The organism is Methylobacterium sp. WSM2598, from assembly GCF_000379105.1.
Taxonomy (GTDB): Bacteria; Pseudomonadota; Alphaproteobacteria; order Rhizobiales; family Beijerinckiaceae; genus Methylobacterium.
Window position 1 is genome coordinate 6,431,619 of record NZ_KB900609.1, and the last position, 14,532, is coordinate 6,446,150.

The 14,532-nt window shown below is 66.1% G+C and carries 13 protein-coding genes and 2 pseudogenes; 6 read left to right on the plus strand and 9 right to left on the minus strand.

Annotation, left to right across the window (positions count from 1 at the left end):
- From MET2598_RS37590 to MET2598_RS0129965, 3 genes are all read right to left on the minus strand, one after another.
- Positions 1-427, minus strand: a 427-nt coding sequence (locus MET2598_RS37590) for a MucR family transcriptional regulator (protein ID WP_018263358.1), incomplete at its 3' end; no start/stop codon positions are given.
- Between the two features lie 59 nt (positions 428-486).
- Entirely contained in the window at positions 487-795 is a 309-nt protein-coding gene (locus MET2598_RS0129960) for a DUF6894 family protein (RefSeq protein WP_018263359.1), read from the minus strand.
- Between the two features lie 43 nt (positions 796-838).
- Positions 839-1,099, minus strand: coding sequence for a hypothetical protein (locus MET2598_RS0129965; RefSeq protein ID WP_018263360.1), 261 nt, complete (start codon positions 1,097-1,099; stop codon positions 839-841).
- A 183-nt stretch (positions 1,100-1,282) separates the two neighbouring features.
- Between MET2598_RS0129965 and MET2598_RS0129970 the strand changes: the two genes are divergently transcribed.
- On the plus strand, positions 1,283-1,948 hold the full coding sequence (locus tag MET2598_RS0129970) for an ArsR/SmtB family transcription factor (protein WP_018263361.1): 666 nt from the start codon (positions 1,283-1,285) through the stop codon (positions 1,946-1,948).
- 253 nt (positions 1,949-2,201) lie between these two features.
- A pseudogene (locus tag MET2598_RS0129975) lies at positions 2,202-2,471 on the plus strand (transposase); the annotation flags it as partial.
- A gap of 237 nt (positions 2,472-2,708) precedes the next feature.
- Here the strand turns inward: MET2598_RS0129975 and MET2598_RS0129980 are convergent.
- Positions 2,709-3,722 carry an IS110-like element ISMtsp9 family transposase gene (locus tag MET2598_RS0129980; RefSeq protein ID WP_018263363.1) on the minus strand — a complete coding sequence of 338 codons (1,014 nt, stop codon included), beginning with the start codon at positions 3,720-3,722 and terminating at the stop codon, positions 2,709-2,711.
- A gap of 203 nt (positions 3,723-3,925) precedes the next feature.
- Here MET2598_RS0129980 and MET2598_RS0129985 point away from each other — a divergent pair.
- The 3 genes and pseudogenes from MET2598_RS0129985 to MET2598_RS0129995 all read left to right on the plus strand — a co-directional run.
- Positions 3,926-5,308: pseudogene (locus MET2598_RS0129985) on the plus strand (IS1182 family transposase); the annotation flags it as partial.
- 241 nt (positions 5,309-5,549) lie between these two features.
- A complete protein-coding gene (locus tag MET2598_RS0129990) occupies positions 5,550-7,631 on the plus strand; it encodes an alkaline phosphatase family protein (protein ID WP_198293038.1) in 2,082 nt (693 codons plus the stop codon).
- Positions 7,628-8,305: a hypothetical protein gene (locus tag MET2598_RS0129995; protein WP_018263367.1), complete on the plus strand. Its 678-nt coding sequence runs from the start codon at positions 7,628-7,630 to the stop codon at positions 8,303-8,305. Before MET2598_RS0129990 ends, MET2598_RS0129995 begins: the two co-directional genes overlap by 4 nt.
- 262 nt (positions 8,306-8,567) lie before the next feature.
- On the opposite strand, the gene MET2598_RS0130005 is transcribed toward MET2598_RS0129995, so the two are convergent.
- From MET2598_RS0130005 to MET2598_RS0130015, 3 genes are all read right to left on the minus strand, one after another.
- Positions 8,568-9,014 (minus strand): NUDIX hydrolase, encoded by a 447-nt coding sequence (locus MET2598_RS0130005; protein ID WP_018263369.1) that lies wholly within the window; start codon positions 9,012-9,014, stop codon positions 8,568-8,570.
- A gap of 89 nt (positions 9,015-9,103) precedes the next feature.
- Complete coding sequence (locus MET2598_RS0130010) at positions 9,104-10,108, minus strand: inorganic phosphate transporter (protein ID WP_018263370.1); 1,005 nt, start codon at positions 10,106-10,108, stop codon at positions 9,104-9,106.
- A gap of 7 nt (positions 10,109-10,115) precedes the next feature.
- Positions 10,116-10,760: a DUF47 domain-containing protein gene (locus MET2598_RS0130015; RefSeq protein WP_026191013.1), complete on the minus strand. Its 645-nt coding sequence runs from the start codon at positions 10,758-10,760 to the stop codon at positions 10,116-10,118.
- Between the two features lie 174 nt (positions 10,761-10,934).
- Here MET2598_RS0130015 and MET2598_RS37595 point away from each other — a divergent pair, with 174 nt between their 5' ends.
- Complete coding sequence (locus MET2598_RS37595) at positions 10,935-11,576, plus strand: MgtC/SapB family protein (RefSeq protein WP_018263372.1); 642 nt, start codon at positions 10,935-10,937, stop codon at positions 11,574-11,576.
- A gap of 3 nt (positions 11,577-11,579) precedes the next feature.
- Here MET2598_RS37595 and MET2598_RS0130025 read toward each other — a convergent pair whose 3' ends face one another.
- Both MET2598_RS0130025 and MET2598_RS0130030 read right to left on the minus strand, forming a co-directional pair.
- On the minus strand, positions 11,580-12,800 hold the full coding sequence (locus MET2598_RS0130025) for an IS256 family transposase (protein ID WP_026191014.1): 1,221 nt from the start codon (positions 12,798-12,800) through the stop codon (positions 11,580-11,582).
- A gap of 171 nt (positions 12,801-12,971) precedes the next feature.
- Positions 12,972-13,994 (minus strand): IS110-like element ISMtsp17 family transposase, encoded by a 1,023-nt coding sequence (locus MET2598_RS0130030; RefSeq protein ID WP_018263374.1) that lies wholly within the window; start codon positions 13,992-13,994, stop codon positions 12,972-12,974.
- Between the last annotated feature and the right edge of the window lie 538 nt (positions 13,995-14,532).

A 14,532-nucleotide genomic window follows, 5' to 3' on the forward strand; every position in this document is an offset into this window, starting at 1 on the left:
TGCGCGAGTTACCGCCGAGGCCGAAACCCTTTGCAATCTCGGAGCGCTGGGCGGCGTAGCTCGCCGCGACCATCGGGTAGTCCGGCGGCAGACCCCACTTCTCCCGGTACTGCTCGGGGGTGAGCCCGCGCCCGGACAGGTGCCGCTTCAGCGACTTATAGGGCTTGCCGTCCTCAAGGCTGATGATCGCGTCGGGCGTGATCGTCTTCTTGATCGGCACTGGTGGTACCAACCTCACCGGCTCCGGCTCAGTTGGCTTGCCGAGGCCTTCCAGGGCTGCATGGACGCTCTGGATCAGCGCCGGCAGCTCGCCTAAAGGCACGCTGTTGTTCGACACGTACGCGGCGACGATGACTGCTGCCGTGTCCGTGCTGGTCACGTTCCCGGCCAGAATGCCGCTCTGCTCCTCAGCTCGATCCCTAATCATCGCACCCTCCCTAGACACATTATGCTGCACAACTCTGTGCTGCTGCTTGATCAGGCTCCCTACGCTATCCAGCCGCCCGTGATCCCAAGCGTGGCTGCATAGACGACCCGGCCGCTTTCGTCGCGGATGCTCACCTGAAGCGAGTACAGGTCGATGCCAGCAAAGGCCCGCTCGAGGGCTGCGACCTCGGGCAGGAGGCGCAGAGCTGCCCGGCGCGCGTCCTCCGCGCAGGAGAACGTCTGTCCAAGATCGTCATGTGTGGCGCCGTCACGCCCGATGACATCAAAGAAGTAGCGCGGCAACGGCGGCTCCTCGCGGCTGGCCGCAGGCATGAACGTCTCACCTTTGGCGGCGGGGGTGTGCAGCATTCTGACTGCGTCGTGCACTGAGCGGCCTCTGTAGCAGGAGAGCCTATTCCGCTGGCCTTGCCATGAGGATCGCTGTTCGGACTGCGATCACGCGAATGGCATCAGTGGACTTCTCGTAATTCACCTTAAACTTACTGAGCACGTCTCTCTCAACCGCAGCACCGACGTCGAGCGCCACACCCTCAGCAATCGTTCTTAGACTAGGCTTGAGATCACCCAGGTAGGCGAATACGGCAGCATCGATCTGCGCCAGTGTCACGGCATTGCTTGCGTGCAACATCGCGACGGTGGGCTTGTCGGACATACAAGCTTCCTCGCCAGCCGCCTTCATGATGCTGACGCGCCCGCTCGCTTTCGGCTGGCGCCGAGGTGGCTCGCCTGCGAAGGCTCGCCAAATCCGTCGCATCCTCATAGGCTTGCACACCACCCTGGAGTGAACCAGATACAATCAATCACTTTCCTGAATGTTTGAGTGAGAGGTGATGTTGTGTCAAGCGTGGGACCGAAACAGGCCATCTTCGCGAGCTTGGCCGAGATTGCGCAGGCGCTCGGTCACGCGCACCGGCTGGAGTTGCTGGAGCACTTGGGCCAGGGCGAGCGCAGCGTGGAGGAGCTGGCCGCGCGGGCATCGCTGACATTCGCCAATGCTTCACGCCACCTGCAGATCCTGCGGCGGGCCTCGCTGGTCGCAACCCGGCGCGACGGCAAGCGGGTGCTCTACCGGCTTGCCGGAGACGGTGAGGTGATCGCGCTGCTGAAGGCTCTCGGCCAAGTGGGTGAGCGCACCATGGCTGAGATCGAGCGGGTGATGACTGCCTACTTCCGGGCGCGCGATGCACTGGAGCCTGTCTCTCGGGCCGAGCTGATCGAACGCCTACGAGGCGGGCTGGTCACGGTGCTGGACGTACGGCCGGAAAGCGAGTTCCGGCTTGGGCATGTGCCGACCGCACTCAACATTCCCTGGTCGGAGCTGGAGCAGCGACTTGGCGAGTTGCCGCCGGATCGAGAGGTGATCGCCTACTGCCGGGGCCCGTACTGTGTCCTGTCGTTCGAGGCGGTTGCCGCTTTGCGGGCGCGCGGCTACACGGTGCACCGTCTGGAGGATGGGTTCCCGGAATGGAAGGCCGCTGGGCTGCCGGTTGAGGCCGCCTAACCCTCATCGCGAGAAGGTGGGCCGCGCCGGTCTCGTAAGCCCGATGCACGCGATTAGCTTAGGTGTCTTGGATGGCTGCTTCCGAGCTGTCTCATAACACAATATTCGGCCTTAACGAGACATGCTCGCCCGTTTGGGTGGCTCTCCCGCACTTTGATATTGGTGGCGAATTCGGCGCGGCTCCTGCGATGAGAGGACGATCCGCGCGGCGCGTTGAGCGACGATGTGGCCCCACGCCAATCAGGAGGGGGGCATGTCGCTCGACGTGAGACGGACGTATGTCGTGCCTGATCAGACCGCGCAGGTGGCGCGGGCGATCTTTCCGAGCGGCAATCCGGTCATGCGCCTCTCCGACGACCTGCATCGGGTCATGGAGGATCACGACTTCGCCGACCTGTTCCCGGCGCGGGGACGACCCGCAGAGGCGCCGGTCCGGCTCGCCCTGGCGACCCTGCTGCAGTTCATGGAAGGGCTGACCGATCGGCAAGCCGCCGACGCAGTCCGCACGCGGATCGACTGGCGACTGTATCGCGGGTCAAGCCCTGGGAGGCGATACGACGGTTTGACCTCTTAGAAACAGGATGGCTGGCCCCGCCCGAGAGGCGCTCCAGCGTCGGGTTGTTCACCGTCGTGTGCGCGTCAAGGCTGGCGCTCCGCGCCATCGCGCGTTGCGCGACAAGGCCTTGACCCGCCCCCGCCGGCGAACGGTCATGAGGCGGAGGGTCGATGCGAGGCATCGACCCTCCGATCAAGCCAGCGATCACGCCAGCGCATGCTGGTGTTGCCCCGTTGTCGCCAGGGGAGCCGTCCCGGACGTCGCCTGACAAGTCACCAGGTCGCTCTGGTCGAAAGTTTTGTTGGCGCGGAGGAGAGCATTCGCCAGGGTCACGACGCGTCGCCCTGTGGCCACGATGGCGAGCTTGGCCGGTTTGCCGGCGTCTCTCATGGCGCGATAGGGTTTTCGGAAAGCGGGACAGGCGCGTGCGGCGACCATGCCGGCCATGTAGAAGGCAGTCCGCAGGCACGGCCGGCCGCCAGCGATGGCATGGCGGCCGGGATGGGCCCCGCTCTGGCTGGGATGAGGAGCCATGCCAGCCAGGCTCGCGGCGGCCTTGCGGTCGAGCCGTCCAAGCTCGGGCATATCGGTGATCAGCACGCCGGCGATGCGCCGGCCGATCCCCGGGATCGAGGTGAGGATGATGCGCTTACGGGCCAAGGCCGGGTCGGCAGCGATGCGCCGGTCGAGCTCGGCTTCAACCTCGGCACAAGTCCGCGTCAGGGCCTGGAGGACGGCCCGGTGGCTGTCGACGATCATCGGATCGAGGGCCTGGGCCAGCCGGGTCTTCTCCATGGCGATCAGCTCGGTGAGCTGGCGCCGGCGCGTCGACAGAGCCTTGAGGGTCACCTGGTCGGCCGTGGGAACCGGGCGCAGAGACTCGCTCATGCGATGAGCAAAGCGGGCGATCAGCGCCGCGTCCAGCCGGTCGGTCTTGGCGATCAGCCCCTCGGCAGTGCGGAAGGCCTTGACCCGTCGCGGATCAATCAGCGCCACCGTGAAGCCGGCGGCAACGAGGGCATGCACGAGAGGCTGAGCGTAAGGACCGATCGCCTCCAGGGCGACGCGAATGACGCCTCGTTGCCGCAAGGCCGCGATCAGGCGCTTGATGCCGGCCGGATTGTTGTCGCAGCGCATCGGCTTGCCGGCAGGATGGAAGCCGAGATCGAGGAAGTGCTTGCCGGCATCGATGCCGGCCACCAGTCCGGGACTGAGCATGGGCAGATCCTGTCCTGTACGCGGGCGTCCGCGCGAGCGGAGCCCCAGCGACTGTTCGGAGGAACGCGACAGGGCATCCGGGATCGTGCCAATCGGCGATCGCGGCACAGGCGTTGCTGAGCTACGCCTGCGTCGGACCGGAAATACCTCAGATCGCCGGACGCCCAAGCCGCACTGAAGCACGGCTCGTCGTCAGGTACAGGAAATACCTCCTGTGCCTGGAACTGGCTGACGCCGGTTTCGACCACACCGTCTTGAGCGAGTTCCGCACGCGCCTTCTCGCGCATGGGGCCGAAAGCCGGCTCTTCGACGCGACGCTCGCACTGGCACGAGTGCGCGGACTCCTGAAAGGCGGTGGACGTCAGCGCAGTGACTCCACGCACGTCCTTGGAGCGATGCGGACCCTCAGCCGGCTCGAAGTTGTCGGGGAAACACTGCGCCACGCGCTGAACGAACTGGCGACGATCGCGCCCGACTGGCTCCGCACGTGCACGACCCCGACCTGGGTCGAACGCTACGGGCTCCGAGCGAGCGAGTTCCGGCTTCCCAAGAGCCAGGCAGGACGGCAGGCGTGGGCGGTGCAGACCGGAATCGATGGGTTCACCTTGCTGGCTCTCGCCCCACCCGTCCTGCGTGACGCCGCGGCCCTCGAGACCCTGCGACGGGTCTGGGTGCAGAACTTCCTCCGCGAGGACGGGCCGGAGGGCACCCGTGTCGCGTGGCGGACGAACGATCAGCTGCCACCATCGGGTCGATACATCGGCTCGCCGTATGACGTTGAGGCGCGCTACGCGAGCAAGGGCACGACGGTGTGGAGCGGCGACAAAGTGCATCTGACCGAGACGTGCGACGATGACGCGCCGAACCTGGTCACCCACGTCGAGACGACGACCGCCGCGGTCTCGGACGACGCGACGACCTCGACCATCCACGCGGCGCTCGCTGCACGGGATCTGCTGCCCAAGATCCACATCGCCGACACCGGCTTCGTGAACGCGGCGCTGTTCGTTGACGCCCAGGCGCGCCACGGGATCGATCTGGTCGGCCCAACGCGGGGTGATCGGCAGTGGCAGGCCCAGGCCGGTGCCGGGTTCGCCGCACGGGACTTTGCCATTGACTTCGCTCGGCGGCGGGCAACGTGTCCGGGCGGGAAGGAAAGCCAGAGCTGGACGCCCACGCTCGTCCACGGCACGACACCGGTGATCAAGATCAAGTTCGCGGTCCGCGATTGCCGGGACTGCTCGCTGCGGCCGGACTGCACACGCTCGCGCTCGGCCCGCCGGGCGATCACGATCCGCCCCGAAGCCCAACATGAGGCGTTGCGGGTCAGGCGGGAGCGGGAGAAGACCGCCGACTTCGCAGCCGAGTACGCCCGACGAGCCGGCGTCGAGGGCACGATTGCACAAGGAGTGCGGTCATCTCGGCTGCGGCGAACGCCCTACTTCGGACACGCAAAGACGCACCTGGCTCATTTGATGACGGCAGCGGCAATGAACCTGGTGCGACTACTGCGATGGCTCGCGGACGAACCAAAGGCTCGAACACGAAACTCATCCTTTGCACAGCTGCACTCGCTTGCAGCCTGACTGTGCCGAGCCGAATTCGCCACCAATATCAAAATGCGGGAGAGCCACGAGAGCGGGTCAACATCAGGCTGCCGACGAGACGGTTACCGCGAAACCGAAGCAGATCATTGCCCCCGTACCCGAAGCGACCGCGGCCTCTTCAGATTACGTCCCCCATGGCGGGCGCCTCGCACGCCCTCAGCCAGTGTCGCCGCGAAACTGCCCGCCGATGCAGCATCACTTGCGGCGTCGGAGAGGCCGGTTGGAAGATGGCCGCGAGCTTGGCTACAGTGCCGGGCAGGCTGCCTTCAGAGCGGTCGCTATCGGGAGGGAGATCATGTCTCGTCGGGCAAACGCCAAGCGGCTCGTACCGCGCTTCCTGCGCGCGGTGAGCGCCGCGGCCCTGCTTCACCTCGTGCCCGGCCCGGCGGCCGTTGCTCAACCCGCTGAACGCAAAGTCATCATCTTCGTCTGGGATGGCTTGCGACCCGATGTGATCACGCAGGAAGATACGCCCAACCTCTACTCGCTGCGCCAGGAGGGTGTAGATTTCACGGACAATCACTCGACGTATCCAACCTTCACGATGATGAACGCCGCCAGCTTTGCTACTGGAGGCTTCGGTGGCACAACAGGGTATTATGGAAATACACTATGGCAACCGGGCGCAGAGGGTAAAGACTCCGCGGGATCCGCAGTTGACTTCAGACAACCAGTATTTTCAGAAGATTACGCCGTTCTTTCTGACCTGACAAAATTCCTGAAGAACGACCTGTTCATGGTCGAGACTCTCTTCGAGGAGGCGCAGAAAGCCGGCTTAGCCACCGTGGCCGTCGGAAAGACGGGGGCAGCCTTCATTCAGGACTACCGGCGTGGTGGTATGGTGCTGGACGAGAAGGTCGTCCTACCACTCGGCCTCGCCAAGGAACTGCAGTCCGCGGGCATTCCGCTGCCCGCCACCACGCCGAACGCGTATGCTCCCGGGGAGATCACGCTCGCACCGGACAACGGCAATCCCACGGCGTTCAAGGCACCGAAGCGCCTCAAGGACGGCGTGACCTTCGACGCATCAGATACATCGGGCAGCCTCTACAAGGTAGCTCTGCAGTATATGTTTGATGCTTACGTGAACTACATTCTGCCAAAGAAGAACCCGGCACTGAGCGTGCTCTGGATACGTGACCCGGATACGAGTCAGCATACCTTTGGGGTAGGGAGCGTGAACGCTCGGGACGGCCTGAGGTCCAATGATCGAATGCTGGGCCAGCTGCGTGCGAAGCTGCGCGAGTTGCAGATCGACGGCTCGACCGACCTGATCATCGTGTCGGATCACGCCCACAGCAACGTCGCGGGCTCAAGTGCGCTCTTTCCGCTTCGGTCGATCGTCGACGGCGAGGTTGGAGCCGTCGATCCGGATGGCTACTCGGTCTCCGGCCTGATCCGCCTCGCCGACCTCATGCGCCGCGAGGGCTTCACGGTGTTCGACGGCATCGGCTGCAGCTACTTGCCGGTCTCGACGGGCATCAAGGCCGACGGCACGCCAGTCTACAAAACCCTCATCGATGGGGACGGTAGGATTTGTGGAAAGGCTGGGCAGAAATACAATACCCCATCCCATAAACTGCCAGAGCAAGTGCCCCCTAGGTCCGTCGTAATCGCGGTGAATGGTGGCAGCGACTATTTGTACATTCCTGACCATGATGCTGAAACCGTGACCAGAACGGTTCGGTTCCTGCAATCTCTCGACGCCGTCGGCGCCATTTTCATAGACGGTCGATATGGAGAGATCCCCGGCACCATGCCGATGAGGTTCGTGCATATCGAGAACGCGGCAGGGCGTAATCCCGACATCATCGTAAGCTTCGACTACGATGAAAATGCCGTCGTTCGCGGAGTGCGCGGAACCGAATACTCTGGCATCCTGCTCAACAACCCTTATCGGGGCATGCACGGCAGCTTCAGCCCCGTCGACGTCCATAATACCCTGATCGCCTTCGGCCCGGACTTCCGGGAGGGACTGAAGGCCACGCTGCCTACGGGCAATGTCGACGTTGCGCCCACGGTCGCCTCGATCCTCGGGCTTCGGCTTCCGCACGCCGACGGACGTCCCTTGCTCGAAGCGCTCAGGAACGGCCCTCCGATGAGCGCTTTCCGCGTGGTCTCGCGGACCTACCAGCCCAAGCGACCGGCCACGGACCTCAAGATCGAGCTGCCCACGGATCCAACTGGCCGCGACATCGACGAGAGTCGCAGCTCCTACACCTTCTATCTTGAGACTAAGACGCTCACGCATGACGGAAAGAGCTACACGTATTTCGATAAGGCGAAGGCAGTTCGGCAATGAGGCGGCTGGGGATCGCCGTTGCCGGCATGCTGGCTTTGTCGGGCAACGCCTCCATGGGGCGGTCTGAGACCTCAGGGCTGACCTGGGACGTGGCCTTCCCGACCGATCAGGCCCCAGACCGCGTCTACTTCAAGGCACGCTACCTTGACGATCACGGCAACGCGCACGCCCTGGAGGTCTGGCGCGAAGGCCGTCGGCGGCTTCGGCGCGTGACGGACGGACGGCTCGCTGTCGTCGTGGAGGAACGAGGTGGCGGGGGCGACTACGAGTTCCGCATGGCCGACCGACAGAGGGGGGTGATCATCAAGGCCGACCGCACCTCGCTCTATCGCATCGGGAGGTTCGTCGACTGGAGAGGGCTCGCACACGTCATCGACGTCCCGAAAGGCGGCTTCACGCTCCGGAAGCTGCTGGGGGAGGAGCAAGCCGCGCCGCAGCACGCCTGCGACTGGTTCGAACTGACGGTTGGCGACGAGCGCTCTAACCGGCACGTCTGCTGGTCGCGAGGCTGGGGCATCCCACTCGAGATCCGAGCGGCACGCCCGAACGGGATCGCAACACGGTTCGAGGTCCTCGACGTCCGCACCCTCGACAAGGCGGATGCGGCTTTCGAACTGGGCGCGGACGGGCTCATGGAGATGGACATCACCGAGGGCGGAGAGGTGTCCGACTGAGCGATCACGCGCGGAGCAGCTGCCCTCGTATCCGGCCCCGGCAGCCGAGGGCCGGCGGGATGAGCAGGATCAGCGGCAGCAGGAAGATCGGCGGGCCCGCCAGTCGGTCCTCCATCGAGAGGCAGAGAGTGCCTGCCGGTGTCCGAGGTGGCCGGTGAGGCGGCACGTGGTGAGCAGCAGGAGGTGCGTCAGGTCAGGATCTGCACCCGCCCGCGTCACGGCCGAGGAGATGCACCGGGACGAGCACCGGGCAGCGCTGACCTCACCCCCTGGGAGCGGCCACATCCGCCACGTCCGCCGGATGGGCGAGGTCGCGAATCAGCGCGGCCAATTCGGGCTCCCGGACCAGGACGGCCGCAGCCTCGCTGCTGACCCACTGCACGTCGCGCTGGCCCTGCTCGCGCCAGCTGGGCAGCTCCCCTGTGACGGTCAGCACGTAGACCGCCACTCGGCAAGGGACGGCACTGCCGTCCGGCAGCCGCTTGTCGTAGGTGTAGTGGCCGGCCGGCGTCTTGCTGATCTGGCCGGTGACGCCGGCCTCCTCCCGCGCCTCGATGGCCGCGGCCCGGTGAGGCTTGCGGCCCTTCATCGGCCAGCCTTTCGGCGCGATCCAGCGACGCGTCTCGCGCGAGGTCACCAGCAGCACCTCCAGGCTGCCGTCCTCGGCCCGGCGCACCGGCAGGGCCGCCACTTGCTGCAGCGGCTTCAACGGTGCGGGCTTCCTCTTTGCTTTGGGCCGAGCCGCCTTCTTCGCCAGCGGCCCGGCCCGGGGCTTCTTCGGTTTCGGCACAGCGATACTCAGGACAGCAGGGCCGTGAGCCCGTAGGCCCCCGCGCCGATCAGCGCCGCCGCGGGCAGGGTGAGCACCCAGGCCACCACGATGTTGCTCGCAACACCCCAACGCACCGCAGAAGTGCGGCGTGCCGCGCCCACCCCGATGATCGCCCCGGTGATCGTGTGCGTGGTCGAGACCGGGATCCCGAGCCACGTCGCCCCGAACAGCGTCAGCGCCCCGCCCGTCTCGGCGCAGAAGCCCTGCATCGGCGTGAGCCGCGTGATGCGCGAGCCCATCGTGCGCACGATCCGCCAGCCGCCCAGCAGCGTGCCGGCCGCCATCGCCGCCTGGCAGGACAAAACCACCCAGAGCGGCACGAAGAACGCGCTCCCGAGGTGCCCCTGGCTGTAGAGCAGCACCGCGATGATCCCCATCGTCTTCTGCGCGTCGTTGCCGCCGTGGCCGAGGGAGTAGAGCGAGGCCGAGACGAATTGCAGGTGGCGGAAGGTGCGGTCGACCGCGAAGGGCGTCGAGCGCACGAACCCCCACGAGACGATCAGCACCAGCAGGAGCGCGAGCAGGAACCCGAGCAGGGGCGAGAGCACGATGGCCGCCGCGGTCTTGCCGAGCCCGCCCCAGACCACCGCCTGCCAGCCCGCCTTGGCGATCCCCGCCCCGACGAGCCCTCCCACGAGCGCGTGCGAGCTGCTCGACGGGATGCCGAGCACCCAGGTCAGCACGTTCCAGGCGATGGCCCCCACGAGCGCGCCGAAGATCACGCGGGCATCGACCAGGCTCGCCTCCACGATGCCGGTGCCGAGCGTCTGGGCGACGTGCAGGCCGAAGAACAGGAAGGCGATGAAGTTGAAGAAGGCCGCCCAGACCACGGCATAATGCGGCCGCAGCACCCGGGTCGAGACGATGGTGGCGATCGAGTTGGCCGCGTCGTGCAGGCCGTTGAGGAAGTCGAACAGGAGCGCGACGGCGATGAGGCCGGTGAGCGCCGGCAGCGCGAGGGCGTCGGTCATCGCCGCCCTACACGTTCTCGATCACGATGCCGCTGATCTCGTTGGCGACGTCCTCGAAGCGGTCGACCGCGTCCTCCAGGTGGCCCAGGATCTCGCTGCCGACGATGTAGGCCATGGGATCGGTCCGCGCGTGCGCGCGGTAGAGGGACTTGAGGCCCTGCTCGTGCAGCGCGTCGGAGCGACCCTCGATCCGCACCATCTGCTCGGCCAGGGCCGAGAGGCGGGTCGCGTGCGTATTGACGTTGCTGAGCAGCGACACGGCCTCGGCGGTGAGCTTGGCGGCTTCCAGGACCGTGCCGCCCAACTCGCGCATGATCGGGTCGAAGTCGCGCAACTCGAACAGTGCGATCGCCTTGGCGGTGCGGTTCATCTGGTCGATGGCGTCGTCCATCGACTGGATCAGGTCCTTGATGTCGCTGCGGTCGAACGGGGTGATGAAGCTGCGCCGCACCGCCTGCAGCACCTCGCGGGAGATGGTGTCGGCGTCATGCTCGCGCTCGGCAATGACTTGGCAATGTTGCGGCACTGCCTCGCCACCCTCAAGCAGTTCCTGGAGCGCCTCCGCGCCTGCAACGAGCAGGTGCGAATGGCGCTCGAACAGGTCGAAGAAGCGATCCTCCTTGGGCATCAGCGCCCGAAACCAGCCTAGCATTCTGTCATCCGCCCCATCGGCCTTCTCGTTGACGCTGCCATGGGCATCGACACGAAAGCCGGCTAATTTCCCATGCTCCATCGGGTTCGCGCCAGCGATCATTCGGGGAGCGATGCTTGGGTTGGAGGCCAGTGTTCCTGCCGTGAGGCAGGGTGGCCCGCAGGAGGATGGGACGTGTTGAGCAATGTCGAGATCATCGCCCGGCTCGCCCTCTCGGCCCTGCTCGGGAGCTTGGTCGGGCTGGAGCGGGAGCGCCTGCTCTGGGCGGCCGGCCTGCGCACGCACATGCTGGTGTGCGTCGGTGCCTGCCTGACCATGATCGTGTCGGCCTTCGGCTTCGCCGACATCTTGGGCCAGCAGAACGTTGTCCTCGATCCCTCGCGCGTCGCCGCCCAAGTGGTCTCCGGGATCGGGTTCCTGGGCGCTGGCACCATCCTGCTGCGCGGCGAGGTCGTGCGGGGCCTGACAACTGCAGCGAGCCTGTGGGCCGTGGCCGCCGTGGGGCTGGCGGTCGGCGGCGGGCTCTACGTGGCGTCGATCGCCACGACGCTGATCGTGCTGATCATTCTGGCCGGCGTGAAGCCGCTCGAGGAGCACTACCAGGCGCGGATGCAGACGCGCCCGTGTGTGGACGCCCCATCGGATTCAAGTGGGTGTTTGAGAGATTTGTGCGCGCAGGTTCAGGTGCTGCCGTGTGTCCGGCCTGTTGATGCAGCCATCATCGCGGCTGCTGGCCTGTATGGAGATCGCGGATCGGATCCAAATCGCTGTCGCGCGCGGGACTGTCAGGAATTTCGTGTGAGGGCGGCGGGTTGACCGTCAGGCCGCCATGGCCCGGGTGAAGCGCTCGCCGAAGATGACGGCGAACTGTGCCTTGGCCATGACCCACTCACGTGGGCCCATCTTCCATGCCCTCTCGGAGCGGTTCAAGACCAGGTAGAGGAGCTTCAGCGCGGCCTCGTCGGTCGGGAAGTGGCCCCGGGCGCGCACGGCCCGGCGCAGCGTGGCATTCAGGGCCTCGATGGCGTTCGTCGTGTAGAGGATCCGCCGGACCTCGCCGGGGAACGCGTAGAACGGCACCACCTCGCTCCAGGTCCGCCGCCAGCTCTGGGCGATGGCCGGGTACTTCTGGCCCCACTCGCCCGCTTCGAAGGCAGCCAAGGCCGCCTCGCCAGCGGCAGCATCGAGTGCGCGGTAGATGTCCTTCAGCGCGGCCGCCACGAGCTTACGGTCCTTGTAGGAGACGAAGTCGAGGCTGTGACGCAGCAGGTGGACGATGCAGGTCTGGACCAGCGCCTCGGGGAACACCGCCCGGATCGCGTCGGGGAAGCCCTTCAAGCCATCGACCACGGCCAAGAGCACGTCCTCGACGCCGCGGTTCCTGAGCTCGTTCATGACCCGCAACCAGAACTTGGCGCCCTCGTTCTGCTCCAGCCACAGCCCGAGGATCTCCTTGGATCCGTCTCCGCGCACGCCGAGCGCGATGTGGACGGCTTTGTTCCGGACGAGGCCCTCGTCGCGCACCTTGATCCGCAGGGCGTCGAAGAACACGATCGGGTAGACCGGCTCCAGCGGCCGGGCCTGCCAGGCGGCGACCTCCTCCAGCACCGCGTCGGTCACCGCGCTGATCAGGTCGGGCGAGACCTCGATCCCGTAGAGCTCGCGCAGGTGCCCGACGATCTCCCGGGTGCTCATGCCGCGGGCGTACATCGACACGATCTTGTCGTCGAAGCCGGGGAAGCGGCGCTGATAGCGGGCGATCAGCTGCGGATCGAACGTCGCCTGCCGGTCCCGGGGGATCGACAGCTCGATCCGGCCGGTCTCGGTGGTCACGGTCTTGCGGCCGTAGCCGTTGCGGCTGTTGCCAGCCTCCTCAGCCGCCAGATGATGGTCCATCTCGGCGTTGAGCGCGCGCTCAGCCAGGGCCTTCTTCAGCTCGTCCAGCAGGCCGTCGGCTTCGAACGCCGTCTTGGGATCGGCGCCGGCCAGCAACTGGTCCAAGATCGCATCAGGGATGCGGGGCGCTTTGCGTCGTGCCATCGGGAACCTCCTTCGGGTTCACTATGGCCGCCCCACACGAAATTCCTGACAGTCCCTCGCGCGCTCAAGGCGCTTGGCCATTCACTGGTTTTCCCGACCCCGTCTTCTGACCGTTGCGCCATACCTCTCGCCTGACCTTCCCTGCCTCGCTGACGCCTCAGGCCGTGGCGGTCACGCCGTGGCCGGAGCTCTGTAGCAGCCGCCGTGGGCCATCAAGGCCCAGACGATCCTTGCCATCTTGTTCGCCAGGGCGACGGTGACCAGCATGCGCGGCTTGCGCGACAGCATGCCGGCCAACCATGCCCCAGCTTTGTCGGGATCGCGCGCCGCGACCTTGGTCGCAGAGCTCGCGCCCAGGATCAGCAACCGTCGCAAGCTGCGCTCGCCCATCTTGGTCGTTCGCCCCAGCCGCTCCTTGCCGCCGCTGGAGTGCTGCCGCGGGATGAGGCCGAGCCAGGCCGCAAAGTTACGCCCGCGGCGGAAGGTACTGGCAGCCGGTGCCAGCGCCACCAGTGCGGCCGCGATCACCGGGCCGACACCCGGTATCGTCATCAGCCGCTTGGCCACGGCATCGTCCTTCGCACGCTGGGCGATCTCGCGGTCCAGAAGCGCGATCTGCGCCTGCAGCGCCTGCAGGGTGTCCGCGATGACGGCCAGGACCGGCCGTGCCTGGGCCGGCACGTCGGATGTCTGGTCGCGGATGATCGCGACGAGCTGGCCAACGTGCCCGACACCCTGGCGAACGACGTACCCGAACTCGGTGAGGTGCCCGCGCAGGGCGTTGATCAACTGGGTCCGCTGACGCACGAGCAGGTCGCGCGTACGAAACACGACCGCGCAGGCCTGAGCCTGCGCGGTCTTGCCCTGGACGAACCGCATTGTTGGCCGCTGTGCCGCCTCGCAGATCGCCTCCGCGTCGGCCATGTCGTTCTTCTGCCGCTTCACGAACGGCTTCACGTAAGCCGGCGGGATGAGCCGCGTGTCGTGACCTGCCAAGGCGATCTCCCGGGCCCAGTAGTGAGCACTGGCGCATGCCTCCATCGCGACCACGCAGCGCGGAAGGGTCGAGAAGAACGCCAGCACCTGAGCACGCCGAAGCTTCTTGCGAAACACGACTGTGCCACTCGGATCCGAGCCGTGAACTTGGAACACCGATTTGGCCAGATCGATCCCGACTGTGCTAACCTCACCCATGGACGCCTCCTGCAGTGGTGTTGCAACACCTCCACTCTGGCACATCGATGCCGTCAGGGGGCGTCCACCCCAACGCTGTCGAGTGTCGAGCAGCCATTGCGGCGGCATCGATCGAAGGTGGGGAGGTGGCGCACCTCAGCCATTCCTCGGCGTCGCGCAGCCCAGATCGCGTGATCCTCGCAGGAGCCGTGTGGTCCAGCGCGTTGGCCGTCTTTACCGCATGCAAAATGCCGGGGCACTCATCCGACATCCGGTTGATTGCTTCGCAATGCGGATGTCGGCTTCGCTCAGGCGCCGCGCAGGCTTGTGATCCGGGATCCGCTTGATCAAGCGGATCCCGGATCATCCGGCACTTCGGAACTCTGGGCCACCAATGAGTCTTGCAGGTGGGAGGCTGCTCAGCTGCTCGCCTCACCCGACCAGCGGTGCCGACAGGGGCTTCCAGCCCTGAGCAGGGCAGCCGTTCGGAGGAACCGTCGTGCCGATTGCAGCGCAGTGGAACGCGCCCTTCTGAGGTGTGCGTTTTCACACATCCGCC